The sequence below is a fragment of the Novosphingobium soli genome, assembly GCF_042432915.1.
Taxonomy (GTDB): Bacteria; Pseudomonadota; Alphaproteobacteria; order Sphingomonadales; family Sphingomonadaceae; genus Novosphingobium; species Novosphingobium soli.
The window spans coordinates 331,339-348,742 of record NZ_JBHLWK010000010.1; the positions used below are offsets into that span (position 1 = coordinate 331,339).

Here is a 17,404-nt window from a genome sequence, read left to right on the forward strand (position 1 = left end):
CTCAGGGCGCCTTCGGCAGCTCGCTGCGCGGATCGACGGGGGATCCGTTGTGGCGGACCTCGAAATGCAGCTCGGTTCCCTTGGCGAGGCCGGTGCTGCCGACGAGGCCGACGCGTTCTCCGGCGGCGACGCGGGCGCCCTCCTTCACGGTCACGCGGCTGAGGAAGCCGTAGGCGGTATGCCAACCCTCGCCGTGGTCGACCACCACCAGCTTGCCGAACTGGTCCTTCTCCTCGCCCGCGAAAACGACGGTTCCGGCGGCGGCGGCGCGGACCATGGTGCCCTTGGGAGCGACGATGTCGAGGCCGTCGTGGTAGGTGCCGGTGGCGGCGAAGCCGCGCCGGACGTCGCCTTCCATCGGCCAGGCGAAGCGCGCCGCGGCCGGTGCAGCGGCCGGTGCAGCGACGGGCCGGGGTGTCGTTAGCGCCGCATTAGGACGCGGTTTGGGCGCAGCGAGCAGCGTCGGGATCAGCAGCGCCTGCCCGACCTTCACCGGGGCCGCGGGGTCGAGGCTGTTGGCGAGCGCGATGTCCTCCCAGGGGACCGCCTGCGCCATCGCGATGGAGAAGCCGGTGTCGCCGCTGCGCACCACGTAGCGCCCGGTGCGCGGGATGCGCAGCGTCTGACCGGCGCGCACGCCGTAGGGCGGCTGCAGCCCGTTGGCCTCGGCGATCACCACCCGCGGCACCCGGGCGCGCAGCGCGATGCCGCCGAGCGTCTCCCCCGGAGCGACGCGGTGCTCGGTCTCGGTCTCCGGCGTGGCGGTGGTGCTGGCAGTGGCGGTGCCAGTGGCAGTGGCGCTGGCGGCGGGCGGGGTGCGGGCCTCGATCAGCCGCGAGGCGGTGCGCGCGACCTTGCCGGCAGCCGGTGCCGCGGTTCCGGCGACGCTGGCGACGGTCGCGCGCGAAGCGGCGCTCACCGCCGGGACTCCGGCCGGAGCCCGGGACGGGGTGCCGGCCGCCGTCTGGACTGGAGCCTTGGCCGCCGTCCTGGGCACAGCCTTGGCCGCTGCGGACACCGACGCCTGGGCCGAGGCCGGCGGGCCGGAGCGCGGGATGCGCAGCCTCTGCCCGATTCGCACCACGTAGGGCGCGGCGAGCCCGTTGGCCTGCGCCACCGCCCGCGCGGAAACGCCCGCGCGGTTGGCGATGCCGTTCAGCGTTTCGCCTTCGCTGACGACGTGCTCCGTCTCCCTGGCTGGGTCGGTGCCCGGATTGACACCCGCGCCCGGGCCTGTGGCCGGCCCGGCGGCCACGCCCGGCAGCGGGGCGAGCAGGGCGCCCAGCGCGAGGAGGCGGAGCGTGCGCCTCACTGCCCGAAGCGCCCGGCGATTGCCTTGAGCGAGGCTTCGTGCGTCAGGTCGAGGTGCAGCGGCGTGACCGAGACGCAGCCCTCGGCGATCGCCTCCAGGTCGGTCTGGTGGCCGGGGGTGTGCTCGATCCCGTGCAGCCCGAACCAGAAGTAGGGGAAGCCCCGGGGATCGACGCCCTCGACCACCGAGCCGCGGGCATAGTCGTGGAAGCCCTGCCGGACCACGCGGATGCCCTTCACCGCGTCGGCGGGAAGCGGGGGGAAGTTGACGTTCACCAGCGTGCGCGGGGCGAAGGGCTGGTCCAGCAGCGGACGCAGCACCCGGGCACCCCATTCCTCGGCAGCGGAGAAGTCGACCCCGTCACCCAGCCCCTCGCGCGAATAGACCTGGCTCAGCGCGATCGAGCGGATGCCCGCCAGCGCGCCCTCCAGCGCGGCCGAGACGGTGCCCGAATAGGTCACGTCGTCGCCCAGGTTGGCGCCCCGGTTGACGCCCGAGAGGATCAGGTCGGGCGGGCCGGGCAGCACCTTGCGCAGCCCCATCGTCACCGAATCGGTGGGCGTCCCGGTGACCGAGAAGCGCCGCTCCGCATGCTGGCGCAGCCGCACGGGCCGGGTGAGCGTCAGCGAGTGGCCGGCGCCCGATTGCTCCTCGCTCGGCGCGCAGATCCAGATGTCGTCCGAAAGCTGGGCGGCGATCTTCTCCAGCACGTAGAGGCCGGGAGCGTTGATGCCGTCGTCGTTGGTGAGGAGGATGCGCATGATCTGCCTTTAACCATATGCCGGCGCGGCCGTCGCGCCGAAAACCAACAAGGCGGCGCGCAGGCGACGGGCGAGTCGCGCATCGATCTGCGTGCCGGTCTGCGAACCTGTCGGCGCACCCCGCCGCGCACCCGCCGCCCCGCGCGTCACGCCAGCGGCGTCAGCCGCGCGATGCCGCCCATCCAGCCGCTGAGCGCCGGTGGCACGAGGACCGAGCCGTCCTCCTGCTGATAGTTCTCCAGCACCGCCACCAGCGTGCGGCCCACCGCGAGGCCCGAGCCGTTGAGCGTGTGGACGAACTCGTTCTTCTTGGAGCCCTCCGGCTTGAAGCGCGCGTTCATCCGGCGCGCCTGGTAGTCGCCGCAGTTGGAGATCGAGCTGATCTCGCGGTAGGCCTGCTGGCCGGGCAGCCACACCTCCAGATCGAAGGTCTTGCGCGCGGTCGCGCCCATGTCGCCGGCGCAGAGCAGCACCTTGCGGTAGGGCAGTTCCAGCGCCTGGAGGATGGCCTCGGCGGCCGCCACCATGCGTTCGTGCTCGGCCTCGCTCTCCTCCGGCTTGCAGACGGTGACCAGCTCCACCTTCTCGAACTGGTGCTGGCGGATGAAGCCGCGCGTGTCGCGCCCCGCGGCGCCCGCTTCGGAGCGGAAGCAGGGGGTGAGCGCGGTCATCCGCAGCGGCAGCGCGGCGGGCTCCAGGATCTGCTCGCGCACGGCGTTGGTCAGCGAGACTTCGGCGGTGGGGATCAGCCAGCGGCCGTCGGTGGTGCGGAACAGGTCTTCCGAGAACTTGGGAAGCTGGCCGGTGCCATAGACCGCGTCGTCGCGCACCAGCAGCGGGACGTTGCATTCCATGTAGCCGTGCGCGGTGGTCTGCGTGTCCAGCATGAACTGCGCCAGCGCGCGGTGCAGCCGGGCCATCGGTCCCTTGAGGAAGGTGAAGCGCGCGCCCGACAGCGCCGCGCCCGTCTCGAAGTCGAGGCCCAGCGCGGGGCCGAGGTCGGCGTGCTCGCGCGGCGCGAAGGCGAAGTCGCGCGGGGTGCCCCAGCGCGCGACCTCGACGTTCTGCGCCTCGTCCTCGCCGTCCGGCACTTCGGCGACGGGGATGTTGGGCAGCCCGGCGAGGGCGTCCTGCAACCGGGCGGCCAATTCCTTCTCCTGCGCCTCCAGCGCGGGAAGGCTGTCCTTGAGCTGGGCCACTTCCGCCTTCAGCGCCTCGGCCGTGGCGGTGTCGCCCTGGCCCATGGCCTTGCCGATCGCCTTGGACGCCTCGTTGCGGCGGTTCTGGCCCTCCTGCATGCGCGTGGCGACGGCGCGGCGCTGCTCGTCGAGGGCGACCAGTTCGGCCGAGACGGGCGCGACGCCGCGGCGGGCGAGGCCGGTGTCGAAGGCTGCGGGATTTTCGCGGATCTGGCGGATGTCGTGCATAGTGCCCGCGCCTATGCCGCCTGGGCGTGGCGCTCGCAAGACGCGCCGGGCGAAACCGGTGCCGAACCTGAGGGAAAACCGCTGCCATCCCCTCGCCAAGGAGGAAGGATGGTGGGCGCGACAGGGATTGAACCTGTGACCCCACCCGTGTGAAGGGTGTGCTCTACCGCTGAGCTACGCGCCCGCTGTCCGTTGCGGAAGCGCGCCTCTAGACAAGTCGGATCGAATTGACAAGCGCCGATCTGCATTTAAACGCGCAAGCCATGAGCGAAGAGACCACCCCGCCCGAAACGGCCGGCGCCGACGTGCCGCCCGATCACCTCGCGATCAATCCGAAGAGCCCGTTCTTCGACGCGGACAAGCTGCAGCGCGGGATCGGCATCCGCTTCAAGGGCGTGGTGCGCACCAATATCGAGGAATACTGCATTTCCGAGGGCTGGGTGCGCGTGCAGGCGGGCAAGTCCATGGACCGCCACGGCAACCCGCTGACGATCAAGCTCTCGGGCCCGGTCGAGGCATGGTACGAGGACCTGGGCGAGGGTGCCCCGGTCGCGCGGAAGGACTGAGGGCTCAGTAAGTCCCGGCGATGATGGCGCCGATGGGGTCGCTGTGGCGGCCCTTCCTGGCGGCAGGCTTCGCGGCCAGCTTTCCGGCAGGTTGCGCCGCCTGCGCCAGCCGCGTCTCGCCCAGTCCCCGCATCGTGCCGGGCTTGGCGTTGTAGATGAAACCCGAGACCGGCCAGTGCGTGGTGCCCAGGCCGTGGATCGGCGCGTACCAGATCCGCACCTGGCTCCAGTCGTTGTCGGGCGAGACGTCGAGCGCGGTCACGTTGCGCTCGACCTTGCCGGGGACCGACCAGTTGGCGTGGCTGAGCAGGATCGTGCGCGAATCGAGCACCTTGCTGACCGTCGCCACGTGACCGAGGCGCGAGTTGTTGTAGGGGCGGATCGCCATGACGGCGCCGACCTTGGGCATCCGGCCGGTGGCATAGCGGCCCTTGGCCTGGCCCCACCAGGTATGCGCGTCGCCGTAGATCTGGATGCCCGAGGTGGTGCGCGCGTAAGGCACGCATTCCAGGTGGCCTGGGGCCTTCGGCACGGTGAGCGCGGAGCCGGCGGCGGCGTCGTTGCCCAGGGCATCGTCCAGCGCGGTACGCGCGACGGCCGGCGTCATGCACGCCGCCACGAGCGCCAGCATAGTGACTTTTGCGTAAACCCTCATGGCCGCTGTTCTTGCCCCCGGAAGGTTAGCGTGGTGCTTCCGTGGCTGGTTAACGCCGGGGTAGGAAACGGTTCCAGCGACTGCGGCGAAATGCCTATCTCGTGCGTCCGGGCGTTCTGCCCCAGTTGCTCCGCAGCGGCGTCCTTGCGCGAAAGCTTGCCAAAACCGCCGGAAATCCCCAAGCGATGTCGATCATGCTCCCTCAAGTCATCATCATCGGTCGGCCCAACGTCGGCAAGTCCACGCTGTTCAACCGGCTGGTGGGCAAGAAGCTCGCACTGGTCGACGACCAGCCCGGCGTCACGCGCGACCGCCGCTTCGGCGATGCCGAGCTGCTCGGCCTCAAGTTCCAGATCGTCGACACCGCCGGCTGGGAGGACGACGAGGCCGAGACGCTGCCCGGCCGCATGCGCAAGCAGACCGAGGCCTCGCTGGAGACCGCCGACGTCGCTCTCTTCGTGATCGACGCAAGGGCCGGGCTCACCCCGCTGGATGCGGAGATCGGCAACTGGCTGCGCTCCTCGCCGGTGCCGGTGATCCTCGTCGCCAACAAGGCCGAGGGCCGCGCGGGCGAGGGCGGGCTGCTCGAATCCTATGCGCTGGGCCTGGGCGATCCCGTCGCGATCTCGGCCGAGCACGGCGAGGGCATGGGCGACCTGTTCGAGGCGCTGCTGCCGCACCTCGACCCGCTCCAGCCCGATGAGGACGCCTTCGCGGAGGAAGAGGACGAGGAAGCGCAGCTTCGCGCGCCGCTCAAGCTCGCCATCGTCGGGCGGCCGAACGCCGGCAAGTCGACTCTGATCAACAAGCTGCTGGGCGAGGATCGCCTGCTCACCGGGCCGGAGGCGGGCATCACCCGCGATTCGATCGCCATCGACTGGGACTGGACCGATCCCAAGTCGGGCGAGGTGCGGCAGGTGCGCCTGATCGACACCGCCGGCATGCGCAAGCGCGCCAACGTGACCGAGAAGCTGGAGCGCATGGCGGTGGCCGACGCGCGCCACGCGATCGACTTCGCCGAAGTGGTGGTGCTGCTGCTCGACGCCACGCGCGGGCTGGAGCACCAGGACCTGACGATCGCCTCCAAGGTGCTGGAGGAAGGCCGCGCGCTGATGATCGCGATCAACAAGTGGGACGTGGCGGAGAACCCCTCGGGCCTGTTCAACGGCATCCGGGGCGCGCTGGACGAGGGCCTGGCGCAAGTGCGCGGCGTGCCGCTGCTGGCGGTGTCGGCGCGCACCGCCAAGGGCCTGGACGACCTGCTGGCCGCTGCCTTCTCGATCCGCGAGGCGTGGAGCCGGCGCGTTCCGACTGCCGCGCTCAACCGCTGGTTCGACGACGCCCTCGCCGCCAACCCGCCTCCGGCGCCCGGCGGCAAGCGCATCAAGCTGCGCTACATCACCCAGGCCAAGACGCGCCCGCCGGGCTTCGTGGTGTTCGGCACCCGGCTCGACCTGCTGCCCGAAAGCTACAAGCGGTACCTCATCAACGGCATGCGCCGCGAACTCGGCTTCGAATCGGTGCCGATCCGCCTCAACCTGCGCAGCCCGAAGAACCCGTTCAAGAAGGACTGACGCTGCGGGCGGCGCGGAAGAAGCCCGCGCGCCCCGTACCCGACATCAGGAGGGATGCGCGACCGCCTCCTCCGCCGCGCGCGCCGCCAGCGCCTCGGTCTGGACCGGCACCGGCGCGCCCTGGGCCGTCTCGACCTTGGCCTGGCGCTGGTCGCGGTGCTGGTTCCACACGGCGATGAACAGCGCGGCGATCACCGGCCCGATGATGAAGCCGTTGAGCCCGAACAGCTCCAGCCCGGACAGCGTCGCGATCAGCACCACGAAGTCGGGCATGCGGGTGTCGCGGCCGACCAGGATCGGGCGCAGCACGTTGTCCACCATGCCGATGATGAAGACGCCGCAGAACACCACGATCGCGGCCTTGCCGGTGTCGCCGGTGGCGAACAGGTAGATCGCCACGGGCACCCAGATGATGCCGGTGCCCACGGCGGGCAGCAGCGAGAAGAAGCCCATCATCACGCCCCAGATCAGCGCGCCCTCGATCCCCAGGGCCGAGAACAGCACGCCGCCCAGGAAGCCCTGCACCACGGCCACGACCACCGTGCCGCGCATCGTCGCGCGCACCACCAGCAGGAAGTTCTCGATCAGCGAGTCCCGCGTCTCGGGCCGCAGCGGCAGGCTGGTGCGCACCATCTCGCCATAGCGTTCGCCGTCGCGCAGGAGGAAGTAGCTGAGGTAGAGCATGACGCCCAGCGCCGCCACGAAGCTCAGCGCGCCCTGGCCCACCGTCAGCACGCGGCCGGCGACGGTCTGCAGGCCGCTGGTGATGCTCGACCCGAACTGGCGGCGGATCGAATCGAAGTTGGTGAGGTCGTATTCCGCCAGGAAGCCGCGGAGGCGCGAGGGCAGGGCGCCGAGGAGCTGCTGGAAGATGCGCCCGAAGTCGATCTGCCCGCTGGCGATCTTGCCGTAGAGCGCGGTCGCCTCGTTGACGAGGCTGATGCCCAGCAGGATCGTGGGCACCACCAGCAGCGCGATGAGGCCGAACAGGACGATCGCGGTGGCGAGGTTCTTGCGCCCGCCCATGCGCTCGGCAAGCCGGGCGGTGAGCGGCTGGAACATGATCGCCGCCACCACGCCCCACAGCACCGCGCCGAAGTACGGGGTGAGCAGGTACGCGCCGGCAAGGGAGATGAGGACGACGAGGACGGCGAAGCCGATGTCCTCCAGTTCCAGGCCGCTCCGCGCGACAGGTTCCGTGGACGATGACTTCATGCTTCCCCCTCGCACTTCACGACGCGGCACTGCGCCCCGGCGTCGCTTAGCATAAACGGCGGCGCGATCGAGGGTTCCCTCGTCGGCGGGCGAGGGGACGGCGGCAGAACGCGCAAGGCCCGCCGCTGCATCCTCGCGAGAGGCGCAGCGGCGGGCCCTTGCACGACCGAAAGGTGCGGACTCAGTCCTCGGCGGGCTTGCTCTGGAGCTGGCAGTAGTTCTGGATGCCCATGCGCTCGATCATGTCGAACTGGGTGTCGAGGAAGTCCACGTGCTCCTCCTCGCTCTCCAGGATGCGCTCGAAGATCTCGCGGCTCACGAAGTCGCGGACCGCCTCGCAATGGGCGATGGCTTCCTTGAGGAGCGGGATGGCGTCGTGCTCCAGCGCGAGGTCGGCGCGCAGGATCTCCTCGACGCTCTCGCCCACGCGCAGTTTGCCGAGCGCCTGGAAGTTGGGGAGGCCGCCGAGGAACAGGATGCGGTCGGCGAGGACGTCCGCATGCTTCATCTCGTCGATCGATTCGTGCCGCTCGTACTCGGCCAGCTTCCGGATGCCCCAGTGGTGGAGCATGCGATAGTGCAGCCAGTACTGGTTGATCGCGGTCAGCTCGTTGAACAGCGCCTTGTTCAGAAAATCGATAACCTGCGGGTCGCCCTTCATCGCGCGGAATCTCCTGTGTGTGAGCCGCGGCGTATAGTCAGCAATGACGGGGGGAGCAAGTCAGGTCATGGTCAGGCGGCGACAGCGATTCCCGTTCCGGCCGACATGAGTTCGTCGGCGATGATGTCTTCGGCCTCGTCGAGGCACTGGCGGCATTGCGGCGTGCGGCCGAGCGCGCCGTAGATGGCTTCGGCATCGCCGCGGCAGCGGCGGGCCGCGCAGCGAAGCTCGGTTTCGCGGATGGCATTGCAGATGCAGACGTACATGTGCGAATCCTTCTCTCCCTCGCCAATATATGCGAGTGCGAATGGATCGCAATAGCGTTTGTTTCGGTTTATCGCATGCGGTTGGGAAGCACCGTACGCTCCACCAGGCAGCGCCACAGCCACTCCAGCGGACCGCGCCGGAAGCGGCGCAGCCACGGCCCGCTCCAGCCCAGCATGAGGGCCCAGCCGCCGAGCACGAAGAGCCACTGTTCCCGCTCCGGAACGCGCCCGTAGAGGCCCAAGCCCCAGCCGTAGAACGCGAAGGTCATGACGAGGCTGGTGAGCAGGTAGTTGCTGAAGGCCATGCGCCCGGCCGCGATCAGGCGCGCGCCCAGCGCGGTCCGCGCCAGCCGCGGCGCGGCAAGCGCGAGCAGGCCGGCGTAGCCCACGCCGCCGAGCAGGTGCGGCATCGCCAGGCCCCAGGCGAGTGCCGCCCCCATCGCGATCGGCGGAAAGTGCCGCGGCCAGGCCCAGCCCAGGAACATCGCCGTCAGCACCAGAGCGGCGAGGGTGCAGGCGATGGCGATCTCCGCCAGCCGCTTGCGCGGGAGGCGTCCGTCGAAGAAGCCGCGGCGATAGCACACCATCCCGATCAGCATCAGCGGCAGGGTCTCGGAGAACGCCCCGCTCGCCATCTGCACCTGCCAGAGCGGGCGTTCGGAGAGCTTGACCTGCAGGAGCTGAAAGTACCCCATGGTCGCCTCGCGCAGCTCCTGCGCCGCCCACGCGCGGATGGGCCCCATTCGCTGGGCCACCAGCGCGAGCTGCCCGGGCGAGGCGGTGCCTTGCCGCGCGGCGGTCTCGGCTTCGATCGCCGCCGCCGCGTCGAGCATGCCCCAGACGTGCCAGCCGTAGTAGAGGCCCAGCGCCAGCGCCAGCAGCGCGCGGCTGCGCAGCGGCCGCAGCAGCAGCGCGGCGATGCCGCAAAGGGCATAGACGAACAGGATGTCGCCCCACCACAGCAGCAGGTAGTGCAGCACGCCGAACACCAGCAGCCAGGTGAGCCGCCGCAGCTGCAGCACGTCGCCATTGCGGCCGGACGCCTCGGCGCGTTCCCAGAACAGCACCAGCCCGGCGCCGAACAGCAGCGAGAACAGCGCCCGCATCTTGCCCTCGAACAGCAGGAACCCGAAGGCCCAGGCAGCCTCGTCGGCGGGGCTGGCGGCGACGGGCAGGTTGGGCGTGGTCGTCCCCACCATCGGGCCGGCGAACCCGGCGATGTTGATCGCCAGGATGCCGAGCACCGCGACGCCGCGGATCAGGTCGAGCGTGGGCAGCCGCGGTGCGGGGCGAGGCGCCGCCTCCTCCGGAGCGGGCAGGGTCAATCCCGGACCGGCAGGCACCCGAGGCCGCCGGCGGTGAGGCGCGCGCAGGCCGCCTCGGCCGCGGCGCGCGAGGCGAAGCCGGTGGCCTGCAGCTTGGTCAGCTTGCCCGCCGGCACGAGCGCCCGGGGATGGCCGGCGAGCTCGGGCCGAGCCCTGACCCGCGCCCAAAGCGCCTCGGCGTTGCCGGCCACCCCGAAGGCGCCGAGCTGCACCCCCCAGGGCCCTGCCGGAGCGATGGCGGGCCGCACCGTGGGCCGGGGCGCGGGCGGCGCGGCGGGCTTGCGCGCGGACGGTGCCGGCTTGGGCGCGGCGCTCGGGGCGGGGAGCGGCTGGACGGCGGTGCCCTGCGCCTGCGCACCGCCGCGCGGCGCGGGCTCCGCGACCGCGAGCCGCGTGCCGAGTTCGGCGGAGGTGTTCAGGCGCTGCCGGTTGGCCTGCGCCTGCGCGGCGATCTGCTGGGCCAGGATCACGCTCTTCTGCCGGTCGGCGAGCGGAATGTGCGCGTCCATCTGGGCCAGCGCCCCGGCGGCCTGCGGCAGCCCGGCCTGCCCGGCCAGGCTGGCGAGCGCATAGCCGCGCACCCAGTCCTTGGGCACGATGTCGCCGTTGAAGTGCGCCACTCCCAGGATGTACTGCGCGCGCGGGTCTCCCCGTGCTGCGGAGGCTTCGAGGTAGGGCAGGGCGCGCGTACGCTCGCCGCGCTGGAACAGCAGGACGCCGTAAGTGTCCGCAGCCTGGAGGTGGCCTTTCGCCGCCGCCCTGCCGTAGAGATCCTCGGCCCGGGCAATGTCCATCGGCACGCCCCGCCCCAGCTTGTAGGCCTGCGCCAGGTTGAACAGGGCATCGGCATCGTCTTGCTCGGCAAGCGGCTGCCACTCGCGCACCGCCCCGGCGTAGTCCCCCGCCGACCAGGCGTCCACGCCGGCCTTCACGTCCGCCAGCACCGGGACGGGTGTCGAGACCACCAGGGCGAGCGCCAGGACGCCCGCGCGCAACATCGATCCTGGCCTGTTCACGTCGTTCCCATCCGGTTCGGCCCCGTCGCGGGGTAGCCCCCCGGGTAAGCGAAAACAGTTAACAGGCCGTGGACCATGCGCGCGCCTCCTGGATGCCGCCGGCGCGATCCCGCGGAACCGCGCGCCCGCCGCACAATACCCGCTTAACCGGAAATTAGGAACGATCTGGGATGTCGGCTCTTGGGAAACGCCTCCGCGGCTTCCCGGTAACAGGGGTCGATCTTGCGCGTACTGGCACTGGCATCGCAGAAGGGCGGCTCCGGAAAGACCACGCTGGCGGGCCACCTAGCCGTGCAGGCTCAGCGCATCGGCGCGGGACCGGTGGTGCTGATCGACACCGACCCGCAGGGCTCGCTGGCGGACTGGTGGAACGAGCGCAAGGCGGAGCATCCGGCCTTCGCCCAGACCAGCGTGGCGCGGCTCGCCGCCGATCTGCAGACGCTGCGGCAGCAGGGCTTCAAGCTGGCGGTGATCGACACTCCCCCGGCGATCACGCTGGCGATCCAGACGGTGATCTCGCTGGCCGACCTGGTCGTCGTGCCGACGCGGCCCAGCCCGCACGACTTGCGCGCGGTCGGCGCCACGGTGGACTTGTGCGAGCGCGCGGGCAAGCCGGTGGTCTTCGTCGTCAACGCGGCCACCGCCAAGGCGCGGATCACGGCCGCGGCCGCGTCGGCGCTGTCGCGGCACGGCACCGTCGCTCCGGTGACGATTCACCAGCGCACCGACTTTGCGGCCTCGATGATCGACGGCCGCACGGTGATGGACGTCGATCCCGACGGGCGCTCGGCGCAGGAGATCGCGATCTTGTGGGACGCCGTGGCCGACCGGCTCGACAGGAACTTCCGGCGCACGGTGTTCGCCGCCGCGCCGACGGGGCAGCCCTTGCCGCCCGGCGCGCTGCGGCCCGCGGGCGGGTTCGGCCGCCGTGCCCCCGCAGCGTGAACGGAGTTGGATGATGGACCGCAACGCACACAACGCACACAACGCACGCACCCCGCGCTTCACGCTGTGCTCGGCGATGGTCGCCGCGCTGCTGGCCGGGTGTACCGGGCAGACGCCGCTGGCCGGCGCCGGCAACGCTCCGACCGCCGGTGCGCAGCCCGGCGACGATGTCGGCGCCGCAGCCGATGAGGCTGTCGTCCGGGCCGAGGGGCGGGTGGCCAAGACGCCTCGCGCCGCGGCCGCCCGCAGCGCGCTGGCGCAGGCCTACCTCGCCGCGGGCCGCTTCGGCGCGGCCGCCACCACGTTCGAGGACGCGGTCGCGCTGGGCGACAGGAGCCCGCGCACCGGACTGGGCCTCGCCCTGTCCTATGTCGGCGCGGAGCGCAATGCGGAGGCGCTCGACGTGCTGGGGCGCTGGCGCCGGGCGCTTCCGGCGAGCGACTACGGCCTGGCCGTCGCGCTGGCGGGCCGCCCGGCCGAGGCGGTGGCGGTGCTGTCGGACGCGGTGCGCGCGGGGGAGAACACGCCCAAGCTGCGCCAGAACCTTGCTTATGCCTACGCGCTGGACGGCCGCTGGGCCGAAGCGCGAGTGATCGCCTCGCAGGACGTTCCGCCCGACCAGCTCGACGCCCGCATGGGCGAGTGGGCCGCCCGCGCCCGGCCCGGCCTGGGGCAGGCACGCGTGGCGAGCCTGATCGGGGCGCCGCTGCGCGCGGACCCGGGCCAGCCGGTGGCGCTGGCGTTGGCCGGGTTCGACCATGCACCGCGCACCGCGCTCGCCGCGCCCGTGGCGGAGCTGCCTGCCGCGGGGGCGGGGGCTCCCGCGCCTGGCGAGGAGCCCGAGCCTGCACCGCAACCCGCCGCTGTGCCTCCGGTCCGCAGCGCCATCGAGCGCGCCTTTGCCGAGGGCATCGCCGCGCATGCGGCGCCGCGCAGGGAGCAGGCGGGAGAGCAGGCCGGGGAGCAGACGGGGCAGCAGAAGGAGCGGCAGGCCGGGCAGCAGACCGGGGAGCGCGGCGCGCATCTGGTGCAGCTCGAATCGTTCACCACCCGGGAGGGGGCGCAGCGCGCCTGGGGCATCTACCAGCGCCGCAATCCCGCGCTGCGCGGCCACGCCTTGCGCATCACCGAGGCCGAAGTCCACGGCCGCCGCTACTTCCGCGTCGCCGCCGAGGGCTTCGCGCGCGGGGCGGCGGAGTCGATGTGCTCCCGCGTCCGGCAGAGCGGAGGCGACTGCTTCGCGTATCAGTCGGGTCGCCCGGCACCCGGCACCGTCGGCGCGGGTCGTCGCGGGCGGCTCGCGGGGCGCTGAGCTCCGCGTCCCGGACGGTATTCGGAGAAGCGGCCCGGGGGTGTCCTGGCGGGGCCGCTTAGCGGCCGGACCTCTTGCTGCGCACGACCGCGCCGCCCTTGAACAGCGCCAGCACCCGTCCCTGCACGGGCTGGCGGTCGAACGGGGTGTTGCCGGCGCTGGCCGCCATCTTGTCCGAATTGACGATCCACGGCCGCTCGGGGTCGATCACCGCGATGTCCGCTTCCGCGCCGACCGCGAGCCGCCCGGCGTCGACCCCCAGCAGCCGCGCAGGGTTGACGGCGAGCAGGTCGAAGGCGCGGCCCATGTCGATCACGCCGTCGCGCACCAGGCTCAGCGTCAGCGGCAGCAGCGTCTCCGCGCCCGACATCCCGGGCGCCGAATCGGCGAACGGCAGGCGCTTGTCCTCCGGCCCGCGCGGGTCGTGGCTGGAAGCGACGATGTCGATGGTGCCGTCGGCGATGGCGGCGACCACGGCCTGGCGATCCTCCTCGCAGCGCAGCGCGGGCGAGAGGTGGGTGAAGGTGCGGAACGCCCCGATCGCGAGGTCGGAGAGCATGAAGTAGGCCGGGCTCACGCCCGCCGTCACGCGTACCCCACGAGCCTTGGCGGTGCGCACCAGGTCGAGCCCGGCAGCGGTGGTGACGTTGCGGAAGTGGATCGCCGCGCCCGCCATCTCGGCCAGCGCGATGTCGCGGGCAATGGCCAGCGCCTCGGCCCGGGCGGGGGCGCTCGGCAGTCCGAGACGCGTCGCCATCTCGCCGGCGGTGGCGACCGCGTTGCCGACGATTCCCGCGTCCTCGGCATGGGCGATGACGACCATGCCCAGCATGCCGGTGTACTGCAGCAGCCGCAGCATCGTGCCCGAATCGCCGATCCAGCGGCGGCCGGTGGCGACCGCCCTCGCACCGGCATCGCGCATCATCGCGATCTCGGCCAGCGCTTCGCCGCGCAGCCCCTGCGTGGCGGCGGCAAGGGGGTGGACCCAGAAGTCCGGCTTGCCCGACTGCGCGGCGAAGCGCACGCGCGCCGACACGTCGAGCGGCGGATTCTGGTCCGGCATCAGCGCGGCGCGGGTGACGCCGCCGAAGTGGAACGCGGGCTTGTCGATCGCGAAGACGCCGACGTCGACCAGCCCCGGTGCCACCAGCAGGCCGCGCGCGTCGTGGACGGTGTCGCCCGCCTGCGCCTGCACCTGGGGCCCGAGCGCGGCGATGAACCCACCCTCGCAGCGGATCGCGCCCGCCTCGATACGGCCGTCGGGCAGCAGCAGGCGGCCGCCGGTGATGGTGAGGGGGGGCTGCGTGCTCATGCCCAGCCCTCCACCTTGCGGCCCCGGCGGGTCAGCACGTCCAGGCAGGCCATGCGGATCGCCACGCCCATCTCCACCTGCGCGGTGATGAGCGAGCGCTCGACGTGGTCGGCGACGTTGCTGTCGATCTCGATCCCGCGGTTCATCGGGCCCGGGTGCATGACCAGGGCATCGGGTTCCGCCTTCTCCAGCCGCTCGAGAGTGAGGCCGTAGAGGTGGCGGTATTCCCGCGGCGAGGGGATGAACTGGCCCTCCATCCGCTCCATCTGCAGGCGCAGCATCATCACCACGTCCGCGCCCTTCAGCGCCGCGTCGAAATCGTGGAACACCTGGACGTTCATCCGCTCGATGTCGGCCGGCATCAGCGCCGGCGGGGCGCAGACGCGCACTTCGGCGCCCAGCGAGTTGAGGCACAGGATGTTGGAGCGCGCCACGCGGCTGTGCAGGATGTCGCCGCAGATCGTCACGCGCAGGCCGTTGAAGGCGCGCTTGGCGTGACGGATGGTGAGCGCGTCGAGCAGCGCCTGGGTGGGGTGCTCGTGCTGTCCGTCGCCGGCGTTGAGCACCGGGCAGTCCACCTTGTCGGCGATCAGCTGCACCGCGCCCGAGCTGGCGTGGCGGATGACGATGGCGTCGGCGCGCATGGCGTTGAGCGTCATCGCGGTGTCGATCAGGGTCTCCCCCTTCTTCACGCTCGACGTCGCCACCGCCATGTTGACGACGTCGGCGCCCAGGCGCTTGCCGGCGATCTCGAAGCTCAGCAGCGTGCGCGTGGAGTTCTCGAAGAAGGCGTTGATGATCGTCAGGCCCGAGAGCAGCTCGCGCCGCTTCTGCGCCTCCCGGTTCATCGCGACCCATTGCTCCGCCTCGTCGAGGAGGAACCAGATCTCGTGCGGGGCGAGGCCGGCGATGCCCACCAGGCCGCGGTGCGGGAAGGCGAGGGCGCCGTCCGGATAGGTGTATTCTGGAGCGTTCATCGAAGACCACGCTCTAGGGCTGCGCGGCCCGACGCTCAAGCGCATTGCGCGGCTTTATGCCCCGGCCCTTTCCTACAAGGCGGCACAGCAGGTAAGGCGGATGGGAAAGGCAGGTCGGTTCATGAGATTCGCGCGCAAGGTCTGGAAGCTGCTGGTGGCCGTCAAGGATGCGCTGGCGCTGCTGTTCCTGGTCGGTTTCTTTGGTCTGATCTACGTCGCGCTGGCTGCGCGCCCGGCGCCCGGGCAGGTCGAGGACGGAGCGCTGCTGCTCCGGCTGGACGGCACCGTCGTGGAAGAGAAGGCGAAAGCCGATCCCTTCGCGCTGCTGCTCGCCTCGGGCGGCGAAGTGCGCGAGTTCCAGGTCCGCGACGTCGCGCGGGCCCTGCGACTGGCCGCGGGGGACAAGCGGATCAAGGTCGTCGTGCTCGATCTCTCGCGCTTCCTGGGGGGCCGCTACGTCCACCTGCACGAGATCGGCGAGGCCATGGACGCCGTCCGCAAGGCGGGCAAGCCGGTGCTCGCCTACGCGAACGTCTATGCCGACGACGGCGTCCAGCTCGCCGCCCATGCCAGCGAGGCGTGGGTGGATCCGATGGGCGGCGCTTTCGTCGGCGGCCCCGGCGGCAGCCTGCTGTTCTACAAGGGCCTGTTCGATCGCTTCAAGGTGAACGCCCACGTCTACCGCGTCGGCACCTACAAGAGCGCGGTCGAGCCCTACATGCGAGCCGACCTGTCGCCCGAGGCGCGGGAAGACCTGCAGTTCGTGCTTGATGCGCAGTGGGACGCCTACCGCGCCGAGATCGCCCGCGCCCGGCCCAAGGCGCGGCTCGACCGCATGACGGGCGACCCGGTCGCCTGGATGCGCGCGGCAGGCGGAGACATGGCGCAGGCGGCGAAGGCGGCGGGGCTGATCGACCGCATCGGCGACAAGACCGAGTTCGATGCCCGGGTCGAGGAGATCGCCGGCGCGTCGTCGGTGTCCCGCCCGGACGACGACGCCCCCAAGTACGCCCATACCGGGCTCGACACCTGGCTGGCGGCGAACCCGGTTGCGAAGGACGGCGCGGCGATCGGCGTCATCACCATCGCCGGGGAGATCGTCGACGGCGATGCCGGGCCCGGCACGGCGGGCGGCGACCGCATCGCCCGCCTCCTCGACGAGAACCGCGAGGACGGGATGAAGGCGCTCGTCGTGCGCATCGATTCCCCCGGCGGCTCGGTCATGGCCTCCGAACGCATCCGGCGCGCCCTGGCGCGCTGGCGCGAGGCGAAGATCCCGGTGGTGGTCTCGATGGGCTCGATGGCGGCGAGCGGCGGCTACTGGGTGGCCACCCCAGGCCAGCGCGTGTTCGCCGAGCCGGCCACGATCACCGGCTCGATCGGCGTTTTCGCGGTCATCACCAGCTTCGAGAAGACGCTGGCGGACTTCGGCCTGACCAGCGACCGGGTGGGCACCACCCCGTTGTCCGCGCAGCCCGACGTGCTGGGCGGCTTCTCGCCCGAAGTCGATGGCCTGATGCAGGGCTCGGTCGAGGACATCTACGGCAAGTTCCTCGGCATCGTCGGCAAGGCGCGGGGCAAGACCCCGCAGCAAGTGGACGCGATCGCGCAGGGCCGCGTCTGGCCGGGCGCGGAGGCGCAGCGGATCGGGCTGGTGGACCAGATGGGCGGGCTCGACGCCGCGCTCGCCCATGCGGCCCGGCTCGGCGGCGTCGGCAACGGCAAGTGGCATGCCGAATACCTGGAGGACGAGGAGGACCCGTTCACGGCGATGCTGGAGAGCTTCGCCTCGGGTACGCAGGAGCAGGCCGCGGCCGAGGCCACCGACTTCGCCGCGCTGGTGGCGCTGCGCCAGCAACTGCACCAGCGCCAGGCGCTGGCTCGGGTGGAGGGGCTGCTCGGCGCCCGGGGCGTGCAGGCGTACTGCCTGGAATGCGCGGCCAGCCCCGACTATCGCAGCCTCGCCAGGCCGGCCCCCGAAGGCTCGTCCCTGGCCATGCTCGCGCGGCTGGTGGGCTGGAAGTAGGCCCCAGCCGTGCGGTGGAGCCGGGACCCCAATGGGCCCCGGCCCCAGCCAGGG

General features: G+C 71.6%; 16 protein-coding genes and 1 tRNA gene. 5 read left to right on the forward strand and 12 right to left on the reverse strand.

All coding sequences use genetic code 11. The features are described from left to right. Window position 1: 1 nt before the first annotated feature. The 4 genes from ACFFJC_RS08100 to ACFFJC_RS08115 all read right to left on the reverse strand — a co-directional run bounded on the left by ACFFJC_RS08100 (window position 2) and on the right by ACFFJC_RS08115 (window position 3,684). Window positions 2–1,312, reverse strand: coding sequence for a LysM peptidoglycan-binding domain-containing protein (locus ACFFJC_RS08100; RefSeq protein WP_379486986.1), 1,311 nt, complete (start codon window positions 1,310–1,312; stop codon window positions 2–4). Then, window positions 1,309–2,073, reverse strand: a complete 765-nt coding sequence (surE, locus tag ACFFJC_RS08105; protein WP_379486987.1) for a 5'/3'-nucleotidase SurE — start codon at window positions 2,071–2,073, stop codon at window positions 1,309–1,311. The genes ACFFJC_RS08100 and surE overlap by 4 nt, the downstream gene beginning before the upstream one ends. Before the next feature lie 146 nt (window positions 2,074–2,219). Next, on the reverse strand, window positions 2,220–3,500 hold the full coding sequence (serS, locus tag ACFFJC_RS08110) for a serine--tRNA ligase (RefSeq protein ID WP_379486988.1): 1,281 nt from the start codon (window positions 3,498–3,500) through the stop codon (window positions 2,220–2,222). 109 nt (window positions 3,501–3,609) lie between these two features. Further along, a tRNA-Val gene (locus ACFFJC_RS08115) sits at window positions 3,610–3,684 on the reverse strand. Window positions 3,685–3,763: 79 nt separating this feature from the next. Between ACFFJC_RS08115 and ACFFJC_RS08120 the strand changes: the two genes are divergently transcribed. Further along, entirely contained in the window at window positions 3,764–4,066 is a 303-nt protein-coding gene (locus ACFFJC_RS08120; protein ID WP_379486989.1) for a DUF3297 family protein, read from the forward strand. Between the two features lie 4 nt (window positions 4,067–4,070). Here ACFFJC_RS08120 and ACFFJC_RS08125 read toward each other — a convergent pair whose 3' ends face one another. Then, window positions 4,071–4,673 (reverse strand): CHAP domain-containing protein, encoded by a 603-nt coding sequence (locus ACFFJC_RS08125; RefSeq protein ID WP_379486990.1) that lies wholly within the window; start codon window positions 4,671–4,673, stop codon window positions 4,071–4,073. A 242-nt stretch (window positions 4,674–4,915) separates the two neighbouring features. On the opposite strand from ACFFJC_RS08125, the gene der reads away from it, so the two are divergent. Next, window positions 4,916–6,295, forward strand: coding sequence for a ribosome biogenesis GTPase Der (gene der / locus ACFFJC_RS08130; RefSeq protein WP_379486991.1), 1,380 nt, complete (start codon window positions 4,916–4,918; stop codon window positions 6,293–6,295). A gap of 45 nt (window positions 6,296–6,340) precedes the next feature. On the opposite strand, the gene ACFFJC_RS08135 is transcribed toward der, so the two are convergent. The 5 genes from ACFFJC_RS08135 to ACFFJC_RS08155 all read right to left on the reverse strand — a co-directional run bounded on the left by ACFFJC_RS08135 (window position 6,341) and on the right by ACFFJC_RS08155 (window position 10,760). Next, window positions 6,341–7,510, reverse strand: coding sequence for an AI-2E family transporter (locus ACFFJC_RS08135; RefSeq protein ID WP_379486992.1), 1,170 nt, complete (start codon window positions 7,508–7,510; stop codon window positions 6,341–6,343). 181 nt (window positions 7,511–7,691) lie between these two features. Continuing rightward, window positions 7,692–8,171, reverse strand: coding sequence for a bacterioferritin (gene bfr / locus ACFFJC_RS08140; RefSeq protein WP_379486993.1), 480 nt, complete (start codon window positions 8,169–8,171; stop codon window positions 7,692–7,694). Between the two features lie 71 nt (window positions 8,172–8,242). Next, complete coding sequence (locus ACFFJC_RS08145; RefSeq protein ID WP_379486994.1) at window positions 8,243–8,437, reverse strand: (2Fe-2S)-binding protein; 195 nt, start codon at window positions 8,435–8,437, stop codon at window positions 8,243–8,245. Between the two features lie 68 nt (window positions 8,438–8,505). Then, window positions 8,506–9,762 carry a DUF418 domain-containing protein gene (locus ACFFJC_RS08150; protein WP_379486995.1) on the reverse strand — a complete coding sequence of 419 codons (1,257 nt, stop codon included), beginning with the start codon at window positions 9,760–9,762 and terminating at the stop codon, window positions 8,506–8,508. Further along, window positions 9,759–10,760, reverse strand: a complete 1,002-nt coding sequence (locus ACFFJC_RS08155; protein ID WP_379486996.1) for an SPOR domain-containing protein — start codon at window positions 10,758–10,760, stop codon at window positions 9,759–9,761. The genes ACFFJC_RS08150 and ACFFJC_RS08155 overlap by 4 nt, the downstream gene beginning before the upstream one ends. 240 nt (window positions 10,761–11,000) lie before the next feature. On the opposite strand from ACFFJC_RS08155, the gene ACFFJC_RS08160 reads away from it, so the two are divergent. Further along, window positions 11,001–11,723, forward strand: a complete 723-nt coding sequence (locus tag ACFFJC_RS08160; RefSeq protein WP_379486997.1) for an AAA family ATPase — start codon at window positions 11,001–11,003, stop codon at window positions 11,721–11,723. A 13-nt stretch (window positions 11,724–11,736) separates the two neighbouring features. Then, window positions 11,737–13,035: a tetratricopeptide repeat protein gene (locus ACFFJC_RS08165; protein ID WP_379486998.1), complete on the forward strand. Its 1,299-nt coding sequence runs from the start codon at window positions 11,737–11,739 to the stop codon at window positions 13,033–13,035. A 58-nt stretch (window positions 13,036–13,093) separates the two neighbouring features. On the opposite strand, the gene ACFFJC_RS08170 is transcribed toward ACFFJC_RS08165, so the two are convergent. Continuing rightward, window positions 13,094–14,347, reverse strand: coding sequence for a dihydroorotase (locus ACFFJC_RS08170; RefSeq protein WP_379486999.1), 1,254 nt, complete (start codon window positions 14,345–14,347; stop codon window positions 13,094–13,096). Continuing rightward, a complete protein-coding gene (locus tag ACFFJC_RS08175; protein ID WP_379487000.1) occupies window positions 14,344–15,324 on the reverse strand; it encodes an aspartate carbamoyltransferase catalytic subunit in 981 nt (326 codons plus the stop codon). The genes ACFFJC_RS08170 and ACFFJC_RS08175 overlap by 4 nt, the downstream gene beginning before the upstream one ends. A 121-nt stretch (window positions 15,325–15,445) precedes the next feature. On the opposite strand from ACFFJC_RS08175, the gene sppA reads away from it, so the two are divergent. After that, window positions 15,446–17,350 carry a signal peptide peptidase SppA gene (gene sppA, locus ACFFJC_RS08180; RefSeq protein ID WP_379487001.1) on the forward strand — a complete coding sequence of 635 codons (1,905 nt, stop codon included), beginning with the start codon at window positions 15,446–15,448 and terminating at the stop codon, window positions 17,348–17,350. Window positions 17,351–17,404: the final 54 nt, after the last annotated feature.

Coding starts and splice junctions, on each gene's coding strand:
- surE (WP_379486987.1), bottom strand. CDS start 2,073: ATGCGCATCCTCCTCACCAACGACGACGGCATCAACGCTCCCGGCCTC.
- serS (WP_379486988.1), bottom strand. CDS start 3,500: ATGCACGACATCCGCCAGATCCGCGAAAATCCCGCAGCCTTCGACACC.
- ACFFJC_RS08120 (WP_379486989.1), top strand. CDS start 3,764: ATGAGCGAAGAGACCACCCCGCCCGAAACGGCCGGCGCCGACGTGCCG.
- ACFFJC_RS08125 (WP_379486990.1), bottom strand. CDS start 4,673: ATGACGCCGGCCGTCGCGCGTACCGCGCTGGACGATGCCCTGGGCAAC.
- der (WP_379486991.1), top strand. CDS start 4,916: ATGCTCCCTCAAGTCATCATCATCGGTCGGCCCAACGTCGGCAAGTCC.
- ACFFJC_RS08135 (WP_379486992.1), bottom strand. CDS start 7,510: ATGAAGTCATCGTCCACGGAACCTGTCGCGCGGAGCGGCCTGGAACTG.
- bfr (WP_379486993.1), bottom strand. CDS start 8,171: ATGAAGGGCGACCCGCAGGTTATCGATTTTCTGAACAAGGCGCTGTTC.
- ACFFJC_RS08145 (WP_379486994.1), bottom strand. CDS start 8,437: ATGTACGTCTGCATCTGCAATGCCATCCGCGAAACCGAGCTTCGCTGC.
- ACFFJC_RS08155 (WP_379486996.1), bottom strand. CDS start 10,760: ATGTTGCGCGCGGGCGTCCTGGCGCTCGCCCTGGTGGTCTCGACACCC.
- ACFFJC_RS08165 (WP_379486998.1), top strand. CDS start 11,737: ATGGACCGCAACGCACACAACGCACACAACGCACGCACCCCGCGCTTC.
- ACFFJC_RS08170 (WP_379486999.1), bottom strand. CDS start 14,347: ATGAGCACGCAGCCCCCCCTCACCATCACCGGCGGCCGCCTGCTGCTG.
- ACFFJC_RS08175 (WP_379487000.1), bottom strand. CDS start 15,324: ATGAACGCTCCAGAATACACCTATCCGGACGGCGCCCTCGCCTTCCCG.
- sppA (WP_379487001.1), top strand. CDS start 15,446: ATGAGATTCGCGCGCAAGGTCTGGAAGCTGCTGGTGGCCGTCAAGGAT.